The 20,306-nt window shown below is 65.1% G+C and carries 15 protein-coding genes; 10 read left to right on the top strand and 5 right to left on the bottom strand.

What is annotated here, in order from left to right:
* Window positions 1-143 precede the first annotated feature (143 nt).
* Window positions 144-1,754, top strand: a complete 1,611-nt coding sequence (locus ACFOW6_RS11210) for a phosphoenolpyruvate carboxykinase (RefSeq protein WP_382422461.1) — start codon at window positions 144-146, stop codon at window positions 1,752-1,754.
* 174 nt (window positions 1,755-1,928) lie between these two features.
* Window positions 1,929-3,194, top strand: a complete 1,266-nt coding sequence (locus tag ACFOW6_RS11205) for an alpha-hydroxy acid oxidase (protein ID WP_382422460.1) — start codon at window positions 1,929-1,931, stop codon at window positions 3,192-3,194.
* A gap of 30 nt (window positions 3,195-3,224) precedes the next feature.
* Here the strand turns inward: ACFOW6_RS11205 and ACFOW6_RS11200 are convergent, their stop codons facing one another.
* Together ACFOW6_RS11200 and ACFOW6_RS11195 are read right to left on the bottom strand one after the other, a co-directional pair.
* On the bottom strand, window positions 3,225-4,082 hold the full coding sequence (locus ACFOW6_RS11200; protein WP_382422459.1) for a prephenate dehydratase: 858 nt from the start codon (window positions 4,080-4,082) through the stop codon (window positions 3,225-3,227).
* Window positions 4,079-4,870, bottom strand: a complete 792-nt coding sequence (locus ACFOW6_RS11195; RefSeq protein WP_382422458.1) for a 3-deoxy-manno-octulosonate cytidylyltransferase — start codon at window positions 4,868-4,870, stop codon at window positions 4,079-4,081. The genes ACFOW6_RS11200 and ACFOW6_RS11195 overlap by 4 nt, the downstream gene beginning before the upstream one ends.
* A 208-nt stretch (window positions 4,871-5,078) precedes the next feature.
* Between ACFOW6_RS11195 and ACFOW6_RS11190 the strand changes: the two genes are divergently transcribed.
* The 7 genes from ACFOW6_RS11190 to ACFOW6_RS11160 all read left to right on the top strand — a co-directional run bounded on the left by ACFOW6_RS11190 (window position 5,079) and on the right by ACFOW6_RS11160 (window position 13,946).
* Complete coding sequence (locus ACFOW6_RS11190; protein WP_382422457.1) at window positions 5,079-6,266, top strand: c-type cytochrome; 1,188 nt, start codon at window positions 5,079-5,081, stop codon at window positions 6,264-6,266.
* Between the two features lie 5 nt (window positions 6,267-6,271).
* The gene (hisN, locus tag ACFOW6_RS11185) at window positions 6,272-7,087 is read left to right on the top strand and encodes a histidinol-phosphatase (protein ID WP_382422456.1); all 816 of its coding nucleotides are present in this window, start codon (window positions 6,272-6,274) and stop codon (window positions 7,085-7,087) included.
* 128 nt (window positions 7,088-7,215) lie between these two features.
* On the top strand, window positions 7,216-9,108 hold the full coding sequence (locus ACFOW6_RS11180) for an extracellular solute-binding protein (RefSeq protein WP_382422455.1): 1,893 nt from the start codon (window positions 7,216-7,218) through the stop codon (window positions 9,106-9,108).
* A 3-nt stretch (window positions 9,109-9,111) separates the two neighbouring features.
* Window positions 9,112-10,203, top strand: coding sequence for a microcin C ABC transporter permease YejB (locus ACFOW6_RS11175; RefSeq protein WP_382422454.1), 1,092 nt, complete (start codon window positions 9,112-9,114; stop codon window positions 10,201-10,203).
* Window positions 10,200-11,330, top strand: a complete 1,131-nt coding sequence (locus tag ACFOW6_RS11170; RefSeq protein ID WP_382422453.1) for an ABC transporter permease — start codon at window positions 10,200-10,202, stop codon at window positions 11,328-11,330. Before ACFOW6_RS11175 ends, ACFOW6_RS11170 begins: the two co-directional genes overlap by 4 nt.
* Window positions 11,330-12,973, top strand: a complete 1,644-nt coding sequence (locus ACFOW6_RS11165) for an ABC transporter ATP-binding protein (RefSeq protein ID WP_382422452.1) — start codon at window positions 11,330-11,332, stop codon at window positions 12,971-12,973. Before ACFOW6_RS11170 ends, ACFOW6_RS11165 begins: the two co-directional genes overlap by 1 nt.
* Before the next feature lie 43 nt (window positions 12,974-13,016).
* A complete protein-coding gene (locus tag ACFOW6_RS11160; RefSeq protein ID WP_382422451.1) occupies window positions 13,017-13,946 on the top strand; it encodes a 2-hydroxyacid dehydrogenase in 930 nt (309 codons plus the stop codon).
* 15 nt (window positions 13,947-13,961) lie between these two features.
* Here ACFOW6_RS11160 and ACFOW6_RS11155 read toward each other — a convergent pair whose 3' ends face one another.
* The 3 genes from ACFOW6_RS11155 to ACFOW6_RS11145 form a co-directional block, all read right to left on the bottom strand.
* Window positions 13,962-15,113: a pyridoxal phosphate-dependent aminotransferase gene (locus ACFOW6_RS11155; protein ID WP_382422450.1), complete on the bottom strand. Its 1,152-nt coding sequence runs from the start codon at window positions 15,111-15,113 to the stop codon at window positions 13,962-13,964.
* Window positions 15,114-15,193: 80 nt separating this feature from the next.
* On the bottom strand, window positions 15,194-15,607 hold the full coding sequence (locus ACFOW6_RS11150) for an RNA-binding S4 domain-containing protein (protein WP_382422449.1): 414 nt from the start codon (window positions 15,605-15,607) through the stop codon (window positions 15,194-15,196).
* A 3-nt stretch (window positions 15,608-15,610) separates the two neighbouring features.
* The gene (locus tag ACFOW6_RS11145) at window positions 15,611-18,133 is read right to left on the bottom strand and encodes a helicase-related protein (RefSeq protein WP_382422448.1); all 2,523 of its coding nucleotides are present in this window, start codon (window positions 18,131-18,133) and stop codon (window positions 15,611-15,613) included.
* Between the two features lie 281 nt (window positions 18,134-18,414).
* Between ACFOW6_RS11145 and htpG the strand changes: the two genes are divergently transcribed.
* The gene (gene htpG, locus ACFOW6_RS11140; RefSeq protein WP_382422447.1) at window positions 18,415-20,298 is read left to right on the top strand and encodes a molecular chaperone HtpG; all 1,884 of its coding nucleotides are present in this window, start codon (window positions 18,415-18,417) and stop codon (window positions 20,296-20,298) included.
* Window positions 20,299-20,306: the final 8 nt, after the last annotated feature.

The raw sequence follows: 20,306 nt of genomic DNA, 5'->3' as shown, positions 1-20,306 counted from the left end.
TCTCTCACGATTCTTGTTGGAAAATCAAAAAACTACAGGTGAATTGCGGCAAATTGACGCCGTGTGAATGCTGGTGCCCTCCTTGAAACCGATGCGCCCTTGGCTTAATGAACAAGACAGCCAAAGTTCTGGGAGGAACTACCGTGGAAGACACAGGACCCGTTATAAGCAACCATGGGCTGCAGGATCTTGGCCTGCGAAACTATGCCCGTGCCAACTGGAATCTTTCTGTACCGGCGCTCTATGAAGCCGCCATTCGGCGCCAGGAGGCGCGTCTCGCACAGGGTGGTCCGATCGTTGCTCGGACTGGTCAGCACACCGGCCGCTCCCCGAAGGACAAGTTCATTGTCCGCGAGCCCGGCAGCGAGAACGACATCTGGTGGGGTGACGTGAATGTCGCCATGGAGCCGGAGCAATTCGACCGGATCCTCAGCAAGGTGCGCGCCTATCTTCAGGGCCGCGAAATCTTCGTGCAGGACCTGCATGCCGGCGCCGATCCGCAATACCGGCTGCCGGTGCGTATCATCACGGAGAATGCCTGGCACAATCTCTTCGCGCAGAACATGTTCATTCGCCCCTCCGCCCAGCAGAGGGCCTCGTTCAAGCCGGACTTCACCGTGATTCAGGTGCCCGGCCTGCAGGCGGATCCGGACACCGACGGCACCAACAGCGAATGTTTCGTGCTGGTCAACTTTGCGCGCCGCCTGGTCCTGATCGGCGGCACCTCCTATGCCGGCGAGATCAAGAAGTCGGTCTTCTCGATCCTGAACTTCCTGTTGCCGGCAGAAGGCGTCCTGCCCATGCATTGCTCGGCCAATATCGGGCCGGCCGGCGACACATCGATCTTCTTCGGGCTGTCGGGAACCGGCAAGACCACCCTGTCGGCCGATGGCAGCCGCACCCTGATCGGCGACGACGAGCATGGCTGGTCGGATCGCGGCGTCTTCAACTTCGAGGGCGGCTGCTACGCCAAGGTGATCCGCCTGTCGGAGGAGGCCGAGCCGGAGATCCATGCGACGACGCGGCGTTTCGGCACGGTCCTGGAAAACGTGGTGATGGATCCCGATACCGGTGTCCTGGACCTGGACTCAGCCGAGCTGACGGAAAATACCCGCGCCTCCTACCCCTTGGAGTTCATCCCCAATATCGCGGACAGCGGCATGGGGGACCAGCCGCAGAACATCATCATGCTGACGGCCGACGCCTTCGGCGTGCTGCCGCCCATCAGCCAGCTGACGCCCGAACAGGCCATGTACCACTTCCTGTCGGGCTACACTGCGCGCGTGGCCGGCACCGAGAAGGGCATGGGCAGTGAGCCGACGGCGACCTTCTCGACCTGCTTCGGAGCACCTTTCATGCCCCGCCATCCCAGTGTCTACGCCAAGATGCTGGGCGAGAAGATGGCGCGCACCGGCGCGCGCTGCTGGCTGGTGAACACCGGCTGGACCGGCGGGCAGTACGGTGTCGGCGAACGCATGTCCATCCGCCACACCCGGGCCATGATCCGTGCCGCCCTGGACGGGCGCCTGGCCGAGGTGGACGGCTTCATCCACCCGGATTTCGGTCTGCTGGTGCCCAAGCGCTGCCCCGATGTACCCGAGGAGGTGCTGGATCCCAGGAACACCTGGACGGACAAGGCGGCCTATGACCGTGTGGCGCGTGACCTGACCCAGCGCTTCGAGAAGAACTTCAAGCAGTTCGAGGGCTATGTGGATGACAACGTCAAGGCGGCCGGAATCTATCAGGCTGCCTGATCTTTACCGAGGCGACGAACAGCTATGACATTGCCGGCCGTGAGCGATAACCGCTTGCGGCCGGTTTTGCATTCATTCTGCGTTTTCCCGTGACAGCGGGCGCTGCCGTCTTGCGCCGTCGCGCGTGCCCGATATCTTTGCCGGCCTGGAAGACGAGGAAGGAAGGCAAGTGCCGTGTCGAATGCCAGCAGCGAGATCACGCCCGACGGGTCGGAAACAGGGAACAAGGAAGACCCGCAGCAGACAGAACCTGCCGCGACGAGTCTCGGAAGACCGTCGCGCAGGCTACGCCGCATCCTGTCGCTGGATGACCTGGAGGCAGCGGCGCGGCGCCATCTGCCCCGTCCCCTGTTCGGCTATGTCGTGGGGGGCACCGAGGACAACACGGGACGGGAGGACAACCGAGCCGTCTTCAAGGAGTACGGCTTCGTCCCGCGCATCCTGACCGACGTCTCCAAACGCTCCCAGGCCACCACGCTGTTCGGCCAGACCTACGCCTCGCCCTTCGGCGTCGCACCCATGGGAATCAGCGCACTGATGGCCTATCGTGGCGACCTGGTGATGGCCCGGGCCGCAGCCGAGGCCAACATCCCGATGATCATGAGCGGCTCGTCCCTGACCCGATTGGAGGAGGTGGCGGAGGCCGCGCCGGAGTCCTGGTTCCAAGCCTACCTGCCCGGTGAGCCGCCGCGCATCCGGGCGCTGGTGGACCGGGTTGCGCGCGCCGGTTACGGAACCCTGCTGCTGACCGTCGACACGGCCGTGCTGGCGAGCCGCGAGAACAACGTGCGCGCCGGTTTCTCCACGCCGCTCAGGCCCAGCCTGCGGCTGGCCTATGACGGCCTCGTCCGGCCCAACTGGCTGCTCACCACCTTCGCCCGCACCTTGCTGCGCCACGGCATGCCGCACTTCGAGAATTCCTATGCCGAGCGCGGCGCCCCGATCGTCTCGCAGAACATTACCCGTGATCTGGGCTTGCGCGATCACCTGAACTGGGAGCATCTGAAGCAGATCCGCGAGCAGTGGACGGGCAACCTGATCATCAAGGGCATCCTGGCGCCGGAGGATGCGCGCATTGCAAGGGAGACCGGGGTCGACGGCATCATCGTCTCCAACCACGGCGGCCGCCAGCTGGACGGGGCCGTCTCGGGCCTGAGAACCCTGCCCGACATCGTCGCCGAATCAGGGACTCTTCCCGTGATGTTCGACGGCGGCATCCGGCGCGGCACGGACGTGCTGAAGGCCCTCGCGCTGGGGGCGGATTTCGTGTTCGTCGGGCGGCCCTTCCTCTACGCCGCGGCGATCGCGGGTCAGGCAGGGGTGCGCCACGCCATCGATATCCTGGCCGCGGAAATCGACCGGGACATGGGGCTGATGGGGATCAATGCGCTGAGCGAGATGGGACCGGACAAGCTCTACCGTAGGGCGCACGCGGTGTGAATTGCCTGCGGAGCCGTGGACCACGGCAAGCTAGAGCGGTGCGCCGCCGGCGCGGAACTCCGAGGCCGGGTAGACTCCCAGGATGCGAACCTCGCGGCTGAAGAAGCTGAGCTCCTCCAGGGCCAGACGCACCGGCTTGTCCTGGGGGTGCCCCTCGATGTCGGCGTAGAACTGGGCGACGGTGAAGCTGCCGTCCAGGATGTAGCTTTCCAGCTTCGTCAGGTTGACGCCGTTGGTGGCAAAACCGCCCAGTGCCTTGTAGAGCGCAGCCGGTACCGAGCGCACCCGGAAGACCAGCGAGGTGACGATGGAACCGCTGTCGGGCTCGACATCCGAGGGATCGCGGGCCAGCACGATGAAGCGCGTGGTGTTGTGGCTGGCGTCGTGGATGTCGCGGGCCAGGGTGTCGAGGCCGTAGATCTCGGCGGCGAGCGAGGAGGAGATGGCGGCCTGGCTGGGGTCGTTGCGCTCGGCCACCTCGGCGGCGGCGCCGGCGGTGTCGGCGTGAACGACCGGTTTCAGGTTGTTCTCGCGCAGGAAGTTGCGGCATTGGGAGAGAGCGTGCACGTGACTGTGCACGGCCTGCAGGCTTTCCAGCGTAGCGCCTTTCGGGGCGACCAGCTGGTGTTCCACCTTCTGGAAATGCTCGGCGATGATGTGCAGACCGGAGTGCGGCAGCAGGTGGTGAATGTCGGCCACACGCCCGGCGCTGGAATTGTCGATGGGAATCATTGCCAGTTCCGCCTGGCCATCGCGCACTGCGATGAAGGTGTCCTCGAAGGTTTCGCAGGGCAGGGTCGCGCGTTCAGGATAGACGCTGCGGCTGGCCATTTCCGAGAAGGCGCCGTGGGCACCCTGGAATGCGATTGCGTTGCTGCTCTCTCTCATGCTCCGGACCCGCCTTGTAACCTTGCCTGGTTCTCCGGGGAAAGCAGGCGGCGTGCCCGCTCCAAGTCGTCGGGAGTATCGACACCCAGTGGAAGCGTGTCAACGCGGGCCACATCGATGCGCATGCCGTGCTCCAGGGCGCGCAGCTGCTCAAGCTTTTCGCGCTGTTCCAGCAGGCCGGGCGGCAGGGTGACGAAGCGGTCCAGGGCGGCGCGGCGATAGGCGTAGAGCCCGATGTGATGATAGAGCGGCAGGCTCGGGTCGTTCTGGTCCCAGGGAACGGGACAGCGGCTGAAGTAGAGGGCGCGCGCCTGCCGGCTGCCCTCGGGAAACAGGCAGGCGGCCTTCACCACGTTGGAATTGCTGCGCTCGGCCGGATCGCTGATCTCGGCCGCCAGGGTGGCGATATCCACCTCCGGAACCGACAGGGGGGCGAAGACGGCACGGATGGCCTCCGGCGCCAGGGTGGGCAGGTCGCCCTGGACATTCACCACGGCATCGTACTGGTGCTCCGGATCGATATGGCCGAGAGCCTCATGGATGCGATCCGAGCCCGAAGGATGGTCGGGCCGTGTCTGGACCGCCTGGCCGCCGGCGGCCACCACCGCCTCGACGATCTCGCGCTCGGCGGCGGCCACCACCACCGGACCGATGCCGGCTTCGCAGGCGCGCCGCCAGACATGCACGATCATGGGCTCGCCGTGCAGGTCGGCCAGGGGCTTTCCGGGCAGGCGGGTGGAGGCCATGCGGGCCGGGACAAGAACGACGGGATTGCGGGGTGATGACATGCTGCTCGACTTCTTGCTTGTGAGAGGTTAACAGAAGAAACCACGGGGTTGAGGGGAATAAAAACCGGCGCTTCTCGTGCGACAAGCGCTTTTTGTCGCAGCACACGGCCGAGATTTCCGCGCTTCTGGATATTGAACCGTCCGCTCGAGGTCGCTATTGTCCGGCCTCACCTTCCGCAGCCGATAGTCAACAGGGTAGCGATACGCAATGTCACTGGAATTCAACAAGGTAGCGGCGGCTGTACTGACGGCCGGCATCGTGGCCATGTCGGCCGGGTTTGTGTCCCAGCTTCTTGTGTCGCCTGAGGATATTTATGAGGACGCCTATCCTGTTGAGGTGACGGATGGTGAGCCGTCCGAGGCGCCCGAGGCCGAGGAGGAGACCCTGGAGTCGGTGATTGCCCTGCTGGGGGATGCGGATCCGGAAAACGGCGAATCGCTGACGCGCGCCTGTCAGGCCTGTCATACCTTCGAGGAGGGGGGAGCCCAACGGGTCGGCCCCAATCTCTGGAATATCGTCGGGGCGAGCCATGCCCATGCGGAGGGCTTCAACTACTCCGATGCGCTGGCCGGCATGTCCGACCAGCCCTGGAACTATGAAGAGCTGAATGCCTTCCTGGCGGATCCGAATGAATACGCGCCCGGCACGCGCATGACCTACAACGGCATGAGTGACGTCGAGGATCGTGCCGACCTGATCGCCTACCTGCGGACCCTGAGTGACGACCCCGAGCCGCTGCCGAGCGAGGAAGAGATCGCCGCCGCCCAGGAGGAAGCCGAGGGCGGCGACGGCGAAGGTGAAGGCACCGAGGAAGGTGAGGAGGCTCAAGAGGGCGAAACTGCTGAAGGTGAAGAGGGCGGCGAAGACGGTGAAGCTGCAGAAGGCGAAGGAGGTGCTGAAGACGGCACTGTCGAGGAAAGCCAGGGCGAGGAGACTGGCGAAGCGTCGGGCGAAGACGGAGATGGTGCCGAGGGCGAAGACGCCGAGGACGCAAGTGGCGAGGACGAGCAAGCCGACGCCGCGGAGGGCGACAGTGAACTGCGCGAGATGATTGCCGCGGCCGACCCCTCCGAGGGCGAGGGCAAGATTCGCCAGTGCGCGGCTTGCCATACCTTCGAGGAAGGCGGGGCGAACCGTGTCGGCCCCAATCTCTGGAATGTGGTCGGGCAGCCCGTGGCGCATCGCGATGACTACAACTATTCCTCTGCGGCCACCGACGCCCGCGAGGCGGGCAAGGAATGGACTTACGAGAATCTGGCCGCCTATCTTCAGGACCCGCGCGGATGGATGCCCGGCACCAAGATGACCTTCGCCGGCGTTCGCAGCCAGGAGGATCTCGCTGCGATGATCGCCTACCTGCGCGAACAGGCTGAAAACCCGCCGCCGCTCAACTGAGCCTGATGGAGGCGGTGTCCGATTCGCAGTCGACCTGTCCGCCGAGGCTGGTGGATTTCGCGGAGGAGCTGGCCGGAATGGCCGCGGCGGTTGCCAGGAGCTATTTCCGTACCTCGGTTTCCATTGACACCAAGGGGGATGAATCCCCGGTTACCATCGCCGACCGCACCGCCGAGCAGCGTATGCGCGAGGCGATCTCGCAGCGCTTTCCCGATCACGGCGTGTTCGGCGAGGAATTTGGCGTCGACAACCCGGACGCCGACTACATCTGGGTCCTGGATCCCATCGATGGCACGAAGGCCTTCATTACCGGCAATCCCCTGTTCGGGACGCTGGTGGCTCTGCTGCACAAGGGACGTCCGCTTCTCGGCGTGATCGAGATGCCGGCCTTGGGCGAACGCTGGATCGGTGCCGCGGGGCACCCGAGCCGACGTCGTGACGCCAACGGACTACAGGACGTTCGCGTCCGGCCCTGTCCCGATCTGGGGAAGGCCATTATGCGCACCACATCGCCCGACATGTTCCAGGGACCACAGGCCGGGGCCTATACCTCCCTGGAGCAGGCCTGCAGCCTGACACTCTATGGCGGAGATTGCTTCTGCTATGGCCAGCTGGCCAGCGGGTTCGTCGACCTGGTCGTGGAGTCCTCCCTGAAACCCTATGACTTCATGGCCGCACTGCCCGTGGTGACGGGCGCGGGCGCGATGGCGACGGACTGGCAGGGACGCCCCCTGACGCTGGACTCGGCGGGCGACGTGCTGGTGGCCGGAGACCCGGCTGTCCATGCCCGGGCCCTGGCGCTTCTCTCCGGAAAAACCTGAACAATTTGTAATCCCCCCGGTTCAGGATCACAGTTGCGCAGCGTCAATCATCCGCTACCCTAGGGCCTGAAGACAAGACGGTGCGATAAACGAACGCGCCGATAATGGCGGGAGGCAGTACAAGGGACATGGCCGGAGGCATGAATGCAATCCTGAAGGCAGCGGGCCTCTGCGTCCTGCTCTCGGCCTTCCCGGTTTCGGCTCAGGAGGAGCGCCTTGGGGGTGGGGATGACGCGCCAGAACCGGCGCACGGCATCGCCATGCACGGTGAGCCGAAGTATCCGGCGGATTTCGAGCATTTCGACTATGTCAATCCCGACGCGCCGAAGGGCGGCCAGGTGCACCTGGCCGCCCTTGGCAACTATGACAGCTTCAATCCCTATATCGTTCGCGGCGTGGCGGCCAACGGTGCCGACTATCTGAATGACACCCTGATGGTCTCCAGTGCCGACGAGCCCTTCACCATGTACGGCCTGATTGCCGAGAGCATCCGCGTGCCGGACGACCGCTCCTGGGCGGAATTCACGCTGCGCGAAGACGCGCGTTGGCATGACGGCGAGCCGATCACCGTGGAGGATGTCATCTTCTCGCTGAACATCTTGCGCGAGGAAGGCCATCCCATGTACCGCCAGTACTATGCCAATGTCGATTCGGCGGAGAAAACGGGGCGGCGGAAGGTCCGGTTCAACTTCTCGGGCGGCGAGAACCTGGAGTTGCCCCTTATCATCGGGCAGCTGCCCATCCTGCCGAAACACTACTGGGAGGAGCGCGACTTTACCCGCGCAGTCCGGGAACCGCCTGTGGGCAGTGGCCCCTATCGTGTGGCCGACTACGAACTCGGTCGTCACGTGACCTATGAGCGCGTCGAGGATTACTGGGGCAAGGATCTCGCGGTCAATCAGGGGCGCTACAACTTCGACAGCATCCGCTACGACTACTATCGCGACGAGACCGTGATCCGCCAGGCCGTGAAGGCGGGCGAGGTGGACTTCCGGCAGGAGAACCAGGCCAAGGCCTGGGCCCTGGATTACGAGACACCGGCCGCCGAGAGCGGACGCCTGATCCTGGAGGAGATTCCTCACGAACGCCCCACCGGCATGCAGGGCTTCGCCATGAACACGCGGCGGCCCGTCTTCTCGGACCCCCGTGTACGGCGCGCCATGGCTTACGCCTTCGATTTCGAATGGTCGAATCGCAACCTCTTCTTCGGGCTCTACGACCGGACTGAAAGCTATTTCTCGAATTCCGAGCTGGCTTCGAGGGGACTGCCCGAGGGGCGCGAGCTGGAGCTGCTGGAGCCCCATCGGGACAAGTTGCCGGAGGAGGTCTTCGAAGAGGAGTACTTCGCCCCCTCCACCGACGGCAGCGGCTGGCCGCGCGAGAACCTGAAGACAGCCTTCGAGCTGCTGGAGGAGGCCGGCTGGGTGGTGCGCGACATGGAACTGGTGCATGAAGACACCGGCGAGCAGATGCGCTTCGAAATACTGATCTACAGCACCGCCTTCGAGCGGGTCGTCCTGCCCTATGTCCACAACCTGCGGCGCCTGGGCATCGACCCCACCGTGCGCCTGGTGGATACTTCGCAGTACATCAACCGCCTGCGCGAGTTCGACTTCGACATGACGGTCGCCTCCTGGGGGCAGTCGGATTCCCCCGGCAATGAGCAACGCAACTACTGGAGTTCGGCAGCAGCCGAAATGCCGGGCAGTCGCAACCTGCCAGGTATCCAGGACCCCGTGGTCGATGCCCTGATCGAGGACGTGATCCAGGCCGGCAGCCGCGAGGAGCTGATCGCCGCCACGCGAGCCATGGACCGCGTTCTGCTGTGGGGGCATTACGTGGTGCCGCACTGGCATTCCCGCGTGGACCGCCTGGTGTACTGGAACAAGTTCGATCATCCCGAGACTATCCCGGAGCAGGGCTTTTCCTTCGACAACTGGTGGATCGACGAAGAGAGGGCACGCCGTCTGCGCGAGGGCGAGGAGCTGGTCGAGACGCCGGCGGAAGAGCAGGGGGGCTGACGCATGACCGCCTACATCATCCGCCGCATCTTCCTGATCGTGCCGACCCTGCTCGGCATCATGCTGATCAACTTCATCGTCCTGCAATTCGTGCCCGGCGGGCCGATCGAGCAGGTGATCTCGCAGGTAACGGGCACCGGGGGCGGCAGCACCGCCGCCATCGAGCGCGCCTCGGGCGGCAGCGGCGAGGACGTGATCTCTTCGGCGCGCAGCGAACGTTACGGCGCGCCGGGGCTGGATCCCGAATACATCAAGGAACTGGAGCGCCAGTTCGGCTTCGACAAGCCGGCGCACGAGCGCTTCATCATGATGATCGGCAACTACCTGGTCTTCGATTTCGGAGAGAGCTTCTTCCGCAATGCGGATGTTGTCGACCTGGTGATCGACAAGATGCCGGTCTCGATCTCGCTGGGCGTCTGGACCATGCTGCTCACCTACCTGACCTCGATCCCCCTGGGCATCGCCAAGGCCGTGCGCGACGGCGAGGCCTTCGACGTCTGGACCAGTGGCATCGTCATCGTCGGCTATGCCATTCCGAACTTCCTGTTCGCCATCCTGTTGCTCGTCCTCTTCGCCGGTGGCAGTTACCTGGACTGGTTCCCCTTGCGCGGCCTGGTCTCAGATAACTGGGAGGAGCTGTCCTGGCCGATGAAGATCGTCGACTACTTCTGGCATCTGGTCCTGCCGGTCCTGGCCATGGCGATCAGCGGTTTCGCCAGCCTGACCATGCTGACCAAGAACTCCTTCCTGGAGAACATCCATCAGCAGTACGTGCTGACGGCGCGCTCCAAGGGCCTGACTGAGCGGCGCGTGCTCTACGGTCATGTCTTCCGCAACGCCATGCTGATCGTCATTGCCGGTTTCCCGGCGGCCTTCATCTCCGTCTTCTTCACCGGGGTACTGCTGATCGAGGTGATCTTCTCGCTGGACGGGCTGGGCCTGCTGGGCTTCGAGGCCGTGGTCAACCGCGACTATCCCATCGTCCTCGGCACGCTGTACTTCTTCACCCTGGTCGGGCTGATCCTCAATCTCGTCGGGGACGTCATGTACACCGTGATCGACCCGCGCATCGACTTCGAGAGCCGCGAGACATGACGCAGCCGGACGTGACCAAAAGCAAGCAGGGGGGCGGTCTGTTCAGTCATCCCATCACCCGTCGGCGCCTGCAGAATTTCCGCAAGAATCGGCGCGGCTACTGGTCGCTGTGGATCTTCCTGGTGCTCTTCGGCATCAGCCTGTTCGCCGAATTCATCGCCAACGACCGGCCGATCCTGGTATTCCATGACGGCAGCTTCTACATGCCGATCTTCCAGGCCTATCCCGAGACCACGTTCGGCGGCGATTTCGAGACCGAGGCCAATTACCGCGATCCCTACCTGCAGCAGGTGATCAACGAGGACGGCTGGATGATCTGGCCCCTGATCCCTTACAACCATCGGACCGTGGCCTGGGACCTGGGCGTGCCGGCGCCCGCGCCGCCCGATTCGGAACACTGGCTGGGCACCGACGACCAGGCGCGCGACGTGCTGGCGCGACTGATCTATGGCTTCCGCATCTCGGTTCTCTTTGGGCTCACCCTGACCTTCTTCAGTTCCCTGATCGGCATCGCCGTGGGAGCGGTCCAGGGCTACTTCGGCGGCCTGACCGACCTGCTGGGCCAGCGTGTGATCGAGATATGGTCGGGCCTGCCGGTCCTCTATATCCTGATCATCCTGTCCAGTATCGTGCAGCCGAATTTCTGGTGGCTGTTGCTGATCATGCTGCTGTTCAGCTGGATGTCCCTGGTGGGGCTGGTGCGTGCCGAGTTCCTGAAGGTGCGCAACTACGACTACGTGCGTGCCGCCCGGGCCCTGGGTGTCTCCAATGGTGTGATCATGTACCGCCATGTCCTGCCCAACGCCATGGTGGCCACGCTGACCTTCCTGCCGTTCATCCTGACCGGTGCGATCACCATGCTGACGGCGCTGGACTTCCTGGGCTTCGGGTTGCCGCCCGGTTCTGCCTCGCTGGGGGACCTGGTGGCCCAGGGCAAGGCGAATCTGCAGGCGCCCTGGCTGGGGCTGACCGCCTTCTTCGTGCTGGCGGTGATGCTCAGTCTGCTGGTCTTCATCGGCGAGGCCGTGCGCGACGCCTTCGACCCGCGCAAGCTCTTCGCCTCGTCGGCGCCGCCACCCGAAACAGCCGCAAGTACGCAGCCTGCCATGGCCACGGGGAGAGCCTGATGACGCAGTCAACGCACGCCGACAGCCTTCTCTCGCTGCGCAATCTCGGTGTGACCTTCCGCAGCCCAGCCGGTCCGGTCGAGGCCCTGCGCGGCATCGACTTCGACCTGAGGAAGGGTGAGACCCTCGCCTTGGTTGGGGAGAGCGGCTCGGGCAAGTCGGTTTGCGCACTGTCGATTCTGCAGCTGCTGCCTTATCCGCTGGCGGCCCACCCGGCCGGAAGTTCGGTCATGTTCAAGGGCGAGGAGCTGCTCGGCGCGTCGCAACGGCGTTTGCGCCAACTGCGCGGCAACGAGATCTCCATGATCTTCCAGGAGCCGATGACCTCGCTCAACCCCCTGCACACCGTGGAGAAGCAGGTGCGCGAGGTGCTGTTCCTGCACAAGGGCTATACCAAGCAGGCCGCGCGCCAGCGCACCCTGGAACTGCTGGAGATGGTGGGTCTGCAGAATCCGGCGCGCCGGCTCAATGCCTATCCGCACGAGCTCTCGGGCGGACAACGCCAGCGCGTGATGATCGCCATGGCACTGGCCAACGAGCCGGACCTGCTGATTGCCGACGAGCCGACGACCGCGCTGGACGTGACCATCCAGGCGCAGATCCTGAAGCTGCTGCGCGACCTGCAGAGCGAGATGCACATGTCGTTGCTGCTGATCACCCACGACCTGAACGTCGTGCGCAAGAACGCGCAGAACGTCTGCATCATGACCGAGGGTCAGATCGTGGAGCGCGGCACCGTCAGCGAGGTCTTCGACAATCCGCAGCACAGCTATACCCAGCGCCTGCTGGCCGCCGAACCCAAGGGGCAGCCCCTGCAGGTGCGCCCCGATGCGCCTCTGGTCATGCAGGGCGACGACATCAAGGTTCACTTCCCCATCCGCAAGGGTCTGCTCAAGCGCACGGTCGACCATGTGAAGGCCGTGGACGGCATCGACATCACGGTGCGCGAAGGCCATACCGTCGGCGTGGTGGGAGAATCCGGCTCGGGCAAGACCACGCTTGGCCTGGCCCTGCTGCGCCTCGTTTCCAGCCAGGGCGAGATCCTGTTCGAGGAGCGCAACATCCAGGGCTGGAAGAGCAAGCGCCTGCGCCCGCTGCGCCGCCAGATGCAGGTGGTCTTCCAGGATCCCTATGGCTCGCTCAGCCCGCGCATGTCCATCGCCGAGATCGTCGGCGAAGGGCTCAAGGTGCATGAGCTGGAGGGCGAGGAGGATGCCGAGACGCGGATCATCCGGGCCCTCCAGGAAGTCGGTCTGGACCCGGACAGCCGTCATCGCTATCCGCACGAATTCTCGGGTGGTCAACGACAGCGCATCGCCATTGCGCGCGCCATCGTGCTGCAGCCGCGCTTCATCGTGCTGGACGAGCCGACCTCGGCCCTGGACATGTCGGTTCAGGCCCAGATCGTCGATCTGCTGCGTGACCTGCAGGCGCGGCACAAGCTGGCCTATCTCTTCATCAGCCACGACTTGAAGGTGGTGCGTGCGCTGGCCGACGAGGTCATCGTCATGAAGGACGGCGTGGTGGTGGAACAGGGGCCCTCGGAGGATATTTTCGACTCGCCCCGGGAGCCCTATACTCAGGCTCTGCTCAAGGCTGCCTTCGACATGGAGGCGGTGGAGAGCGGCGTCGTCAATCTGTGATCCTTCCTCGTCTACAATCCCTCCAAATCAGTCGAGTTTGCCCATGGCTCTGCTCTTCTATTCCACCGCCGACAGCGCGAAAGTCTGGATTCCCGAACTCAAGCGGCAGCTGTCGCACCACGATATCCGGCAGTGGCCGGACATCGGCGATGCGTCCGAGATCGACTATGCCCTGATGTGGAAGCCGGAGCCCGGGGTCATGGCGTCCCTGCCGAACCTGAAGGTCATCTTCTCCATCGGCGCCGGCATCGACCACCTGGTGAAGGATCCGGACATGCCGCGGCATCTGCCGCTGGTGCGCATGGTGGAGGAGGGCCTGACGGCCGGCATGACCGAATACGTGGTCATGCAGACGCTCTATCATCATCGCCGCATGCTGGACTATCGCGAACAGCAGGCCGAGCAGCGCTGGGAGCCGCTGCCGCTCACCCCCTGCTGGGACCGCAAGGTCGGCATCCTGGGCCTGGGCGTGCTGGGGCGCGATGCCGCCGAGAAGCTGGCCATGCTGGGCCTGGACGTGGCCGGCTGGAGCCGTTCGGAAAAGCGGATCGATGGGGTGACCTGCTATCACGGGGACGCGGGCCTGGACGAGATCCTGCGGCGCAGCGAGATCCTGGTCTGCCTGCTGCCCCTGACCGAGCAGACACGCGGCATCCTGAACGCCGATCTCTTCAATCGCCTGCCCAAGGGCGCCATGATCATCAACGCCGCACGCGGCGAGCACCTGGTGGACCAGGACCTGCTGGATGCCTTGGCCAGCGGGCAGATCGATTCCGCAACCCTGGATGTCTTCCACGAGGAGCCGCTGCCCGGGAACCATCCCTTCTGGAGCCACCCGCGCATCATCCTGACCCCGCACATGGCCAGCATCACCGTGCCGCGCACGGCGGTGGCCTCGCTGGTGGACAACGTGCAGCGCTTCGAGGCCGGCCAGCCCATGAAGAACGTGGTCGACCTGGACCGGGGGTATTGAAGCCGACCCGAGCCCTTAAGACGTCGCCGTCCAGCCCTTGAGCCGTTCGCAGGCTTCGACGATTTCCTCGGTCGCGCCGGCGAAGGAGAAGCGGATGTAGTGGTGCCCGCGCTCCGGGTCGAAGTCGGTGCCCGGCGTGGCGGCGACGTTGATCTCGTCCAGCATGCGTTTGCAGAGCGCCTGGCTGTCGTCGCCCAGGTGACCGCTGTAGGCGTAGATGTAGAAGGCGCCGTCGGCGGGCGCCAGGTCCGGGAAGCCGGCGGCCGGCAGGTGCTCCAGCAGGTGGGCGCGGTTCTGGGCGTAGACCTGAACGATCCCGTCCAGTTCCTTGCCGGCGTCGAAGGCGGCGACGCCGGCCTCCTGCGACAGGGCCATGGGCGAGATGAAGAGATTCTGGGCCAGGCACTCGATGGGCCGCACCAGCTCGGGCGGCAGGACCAGCCAGCCCAGGCGCCAGCCGGTCATGGAATAGTACTTGGAGAAGCTGTTGACGATGATGGCCTCGGCGTCCAGCTCGCTGGCGCTGACGGCGCGGCGCGTGAACTCGATGCCGTGGTAGATCTCGTCAGAGACCAGGCGGATGCCGCGCTCGCGGCAGCAGTCGACGATGCGCCCCAGCGTGTCCTTGTCCACCATGGTGCCGGTGGGATTGGAGGGGCTGGCCAGGATCAGGCCGTCCAGCTTGCCGGCCTGCTCGATGAGCTCCGGTGTCGGCTGGAAACGCTCCTCGGGACCGGCGGGCAGCAGCACGGCCTCCAGCCCCAAAGCCTTCAGGATGTTGCGATAGGCCGGGTAGCCGGGGGCGGCCAGGGCCACGCGGTCGCCTGGCTCGAAGGCGGCCAGGAAAGACAGCAGGAAACCGGCCGAAGAACCGGCGGTGACCGCAATGCGGTCAGGATCGACCTCGGTTCCGTAGGTCTCCATGTAGTGCCGCGCGATGCGCTTGCGCAGGCGCGGGATGCCCAGCGAATCAGTGTAGCCCAGGCGCAGGGAGTCGAGCGCGGTGTGCGCTGCCTTGCGCACCGCCTCCGGTGCCGGCGTGCCGGGCTGGCCGACCTCCAGGTGCAGGACATGCTCGCCGGCCGCCATCTTCTCGTTGGCCGCCCGCAGCACGTCCATGACGATGAAGGACGGAATGCGCCCGCGCTCCGCGACTTTCAGTGCCATGAAGGTCTCCCTGCCTGCTGTTTCCTGTACCGGGCGCCAGCCTTAACCCGCTGTGGAATAAAGGACAAGGAAGACGAGACTCACCCGTCTCCGCGGAAGCGATCCAGTTGTCGGCGCTCGCGCTTGGTGGGGCGGCCGGCGCCGGGTTCGCGTTTCGGGCCTTCGCCCCGTGTGTTGCGGGGCAGGGGCTTCTGGTCGCTGACGGGGTTCAGGTCCTCGTAGCTTTCCTGGGCTTCGCTGGCAGGCCCGCGCCGGCCGGGCAGCTGCGTGACACGGATTACCCGCACGTAAGGCCCCTTGGAGAAGGTCAGCACGTCGCCGATGCGCAGCCTGTGATTGGCCTTGCGCACCACACTGCCGCCGATGCGGATTTCGCCGGCTTCGCAGGCGCGGGTGGCCAGCGAGCGGCTCTTGTAGAAGCGCGCGAAGAAGAGCCACTTGTCGAGGCGCAGGAAGCCCTCGTCTGCCCCTTGCGCGTTCCTCTCCTCGCTCATGGGCTAGCCTCGCTTCATGCCTTTCAGCACGGCAAAGGGGGAATGCGGTTCGGGGTCTGCCCGGGGTTTGCGGCTGGCCTTCTTCCTGCCGGGTGCGCGTGTCTCGGAGGGATTCTTGCGTTTCCGGCCACGCTGCTTGCGGAAGAGCGTCTCGCCCTCGGCCTGGTGCGGCTGATAGCCGTGGCTGGCGAGCACGAGGCGCAGGGTTTCCGGATCGCCGTCCAGCAGGTCGCGCAGCTTCTGGTCGGGACTCAGCACCCCTTCCTTCGTCTTCTGACGTGCCCGGGCCATGACCTGTTCCAGGCTATCAACGCGCACGGCCAGCTTGCGCTTGCCGCGGCCCATGCTGCGATATCCGATGGCCTGGCAAAAGGCCGGATCCCCGGCACGCTCATCGAGCAGCAGCCTGTCGCCGCTCTCGGGCGCGGGGGTGATGGCACGCTCGTGAAAGACGCACCAGAGCAAGGCCCGCAGGCGTTGGCTGCGCGGTTTCAGCAGGGCGGGCAGGAACAGGGACTGGACGCCGATGCGCAGGTTGAGGGCGGCCAGGGCCTTGCGGTCCTGCTTGTCGAGCTGCTGGACCTGCTCGGCGGCCGCGCTGCGCGGCAGACTGCCCAGGGCTTCGGCCACCTGGAAGGCCACGCCGCGGGCGGCACCCTTCAGGGGCGCTTCCTCGAGCTGATAGAGGGCGGCCAGGCCGTTGCGCAGATGGCGGTTCAGCCAATCGGCCAGGCGGCGGCGGATGCGCTCGCGCGAGGGGCCGTCCAGGAACTCGCTGTCGAAGGTCTGGATGCGCGGGCTGAGCGGACTGTCGCCCGGCGCCAGCCGGGCGATTGCGGTGCCGCGCCAGAGCAGTTGCCCCTGCTCGTCCAGCTGGAAGGCGCCATCGTTGTCCTCTTCGAGCTTTGCCAGGCGCTGGGGCATGACCCGCTGCAGGGCCTTGCGGGTGGCCGTCAGGATGGCCTGGCTGTCGTCGCGGTCCACCGAGGCGTCCAGGCGGAAGCGGAAGCCCTCCAGGTGGCCGACCTCCTCACCTTCCACCAGGACTTCGCCGTTGTTGCGCACCGAGGCCAGAAGGTCCTCGCCGCTCCTCAGGCGGCGCAGCAGGGTGGCCGTGCGCTTGTCGACGAAGCGGTTGGTCAGCCGTGCGTGCAGGGCGTCCGAGAGCTGGTCCTCGATGGCGCGGGTGCGTTCCTGCCAGCCCTTGGCGTCGGCCAGCCAGTCGCCGCGGTGGGTGATGAAGGTCCAGGTGCGGACATGGGCGATGCGGGCGATCAGGGCATCGATGTCGCCGTCGGTCCGCGCGATGCGGTTGATCTGCCCGGCGACCCAGTCTTCGGGCAGCTGACGGTCGTTGTGGCGCAGGTGGCGGAAGATCTGAGCCAGCAGGCGGACGTGATGGTCGCTGAAGGTCTTGCGGAAGTCCGGAATCTGGCAGACCTCCCACAGCAGTTCGACGCTCTGGCGATCCTGCGCCAGATCCATCAGCGACTCGTCGCGCATCAGGGTCGCCAGGGCCGCCTGGTCGTCGGGCGGGCGCACCCGCATCAGCTCCCTGCGTTCCGGGCGGCGTTCCAGGCTGCTCAGCAGGGCCTTGGGATGGGCGAAGTCCAGCTCGCGATTGCGCCAGTAGATGGCGTTGAGCGCCGGGAACTGGTGTTCCTCCACGGCCTCGATCAACTCTTCCTCCATGGGCGGCTGGTCGGCCGTGGTGCCGAAGGTGCCGTCGTTCATGTGCCGGCCGGCACGTCCGGCGATCTGGCCCACCTCGGGCGCGCTGAGCCGGCGCGGGCGATGGCCGTCGAACTTGGACAGCCGCGCGAAGGCCACATGGTCGAGACCCAGGTTCAGGCCCATGCCGATGGCGTCGGTGGCGACCAGGTAATCCACCTCGCCGGATTCGAACATTTCCACCTGGGCGTTGCGGGTGCGCGGCGAGAGGGCGCCCAGGACGATGGCCGTGCCGCCGCGCTGGCGGCGCAGCATCTCGGCCAGGGCATAGACCTCGGAGACCGAAAAGGTGACGACCGCCGATCGGGGCGGCAGGCGGGACAGCTTCTTCTGGCCGGCATAGGTCAGCTTCGAGAAGCGGGGGCGCGAGACGATCTCCAGGTTGCGGATCAGGCCGTGCAGCAGCGGCCGGATGGTCTCGCTGCCCAGCAACAGGGTTTCCTGGGTGCCGCGGGCGTGCAGCAGGCGGTCGGTGAAGATGTGCCCACGCTCGGGATCGGCGGCCAGCTGGATCTCGTCCACGGCCAGGAAGTCCACCGGTTTGGTCACCGGCATGGATTCCACCGTGCAGATGAAATAGCGGGCGGTCTCGGGGATGATCTTCTCTTCGCCGGTGATCAGTGCCACCTGGCGCTCGCCGCGGGCGCGGACCACGCGGTCGTAGTTTTCGCGTGCCAGGAGCCGCAGGGGGAAGCCGATCATGCCGCTGGAATGACCCAGCATACGTTCGATGGCAAAGAAGGTCTTGCCCGTATTGGTCGGCCCCAGGACCGCAACGACCCGATCTGAACTCATGGATGCCATTCTACAGACGTCGGGTGCTCGGGGCCAAGGTGCAATACGCGGACGCGCTCAGATCGTTCCGACCATGAGGACCTTCCTGAGAGTCGCTGAGGCCACAGGCTCAAAGGCTCGCTTCTCGCTGGAACAGCAATCGGAAAGCCGTCGGCTTTACCGGCGCTCTTGCAGTCTGCCGGCAGGACACTCATATCATGGCGCAGGTCAAAGCCGCCGGGTCCGCTTTCTTCGGGCATCCGGCATCAACCCAGGATAAAAGTGAAGACGTCAGCAGAGCCATGAGTGAAACCAGCCAGGAAACACTATCCTTTCAGGCGGAGGTCAGCCGCCTGCTCGACATCGTCGCCAACGCGCTGTACTCCAACCGCGAGATCTTCCTGCGGGAGCTTGTCTCCAACGCCTCGGACGCCTGCGACAAGCTGCGCTATGCCGCGCTGACCGAGCCGCAGCTGTTGGAAAACGATCCCGAACTGCGCATCGAGCTGTCGGTGGACAAGGACAAGGGGCAGCTGATCATCAGCGACAACGGTATCGGCATGAACCGGGAAGACCTGGTGGAGAGCCTGGGGACCATCGCCAAGTCCGGCACCTCGGCTTTCCTGGACAAGCTGGGTGACAAGCGCGGCGAGGTGGACCTGATCGGCCAGTTCGGCGTCGGCTTCTATTCCGCCTTCATGGTGGCCCAGCATGTCTCGCTGGAAACCCGCAGGGCCGGCGAGGAGACAGGCTGGTACTGGGAGTCCACCGGACACGGTAGCTTCACCATCGCCGAGAGCGACTCCGCGCCGGCCCGGGGCACGCGCATCACCCTGACGATGAAGGAGGATGCGCAGGAGTTCCTCGAAGCCGCCAACATTCGCCGCATCGTCAAGACCTATTCCGATCACATCGCCTTCCCCGTGGAACTCAAGGGCGAAGGGGACGAGGAGAACGAACGGCTGAACAGCGCCGGTGCGCTCTGGATGCGGCCCAAGAGCGAGATCTCGGACGAGCAGTACAAGGAGTTCTACAAGCACGTCGCCCATGCCCTGGACGATCCCTGGACCTGGCTGCACTTCCGCGTCGAGGGCAAGCTGGAGTACACGGGCCTGCTGTTCATTCCCAGCCAGCGGCCCTACGACCTCTTCGATCCGCAGCGCAAGAACTCTGTCCGCCTCTACGTGAAGCGCGTGTTCATCACCGACGACTGCGAGACCCTGCTGCCGTCCTACCTGCGCTTCCTGCGTGGCATCATCGATTCCGAGGACCTGCCGCTCAACATCAGCCGCGAGCTGCTGCAGCACAATCCGATGATTGCGCACCTCAAGTCGGCCATCGTGAAGCGCGTACTGGGCGAACTTGAGCGCAAGGCAGAGAAGGAACCGGAAGACTACGTAACCTTCTGGGAGAGCTTCGGGCCCGTGCTCAAGGAAGGTCTCTACGAGGATCGCGACCAGAGCGAGCAGCTGCTCAAGCTGGCGCGCTTCCGCTCCACCCGCCGCGAGGGCTGGGTTTCCCTGGACGAGTACATCGCCGGCATGAAACCGGGCCAGAATGAGATCTATTTCATGACCGGCGAGGATCCCGAGGTCCTGCGCAAGAGCCCGCAGCTCGAGGGCTTCTATGACAAGGATGTCGAGGTCCTGCTGATGTGTGACCCGATCGACGAATTCTGGGTGCCGGCTGTCGGCAGCTATCAGGAGAAGGAATTCAAGTCGGTCACGCGGGCCGGAGCCGACCTCGACAACATCGAAAGCGAGTCCAAGGATGAGTCACAGGACACGGAAGCGGAGAGCGAGGACAGCGACGTCGAGGCACTGGTCACCTTCCTGAAGGAGAACCTGTCCGACAAGGTCAAGGACGTGCGCGCCTCCAAGCGCCTGACCAGCAGTCCGGTCTGCCTGTCGGCCGACAGCGGGGACCTGGACCTGCATCTGGCCCGCATGCTGAAGCAGCACGGCCAGTTGAACCAGGAGATGTCGCGCATCCTGGAGGTCAATCCCCGGCATCCGTTGGTGCGCAGGCTGTCCGAGAAGCTGAACAACGGCGCCGACAGGAGCGGCCTGGAGGACATGGGTGAACTGCTGCTCGACCAGGCGCGTATCCTGGACGGCGATCTGCCGCTCGACCCGGCCAGCTTCTCGCAACGCCTCTCGCAGTTGGTTCAGCGCAGCCTGGAGTGATCGCGGCA

The sequence above is a fragment of the Fodinicurvata halophila genome (assembly GCF_042651425.1).
GTDB lineage: Bacteria > Pseudomonadota > Alphaproteobacteria > Kiloniellales > DSM-21159 > Fodinicurvata > Fodinicurvata halophila.
The sequence above is the reverse complement of the archived record's forward strand: the minus strand, read 5'-3'. Positions and strand labels throughout refer to the sequence as shown.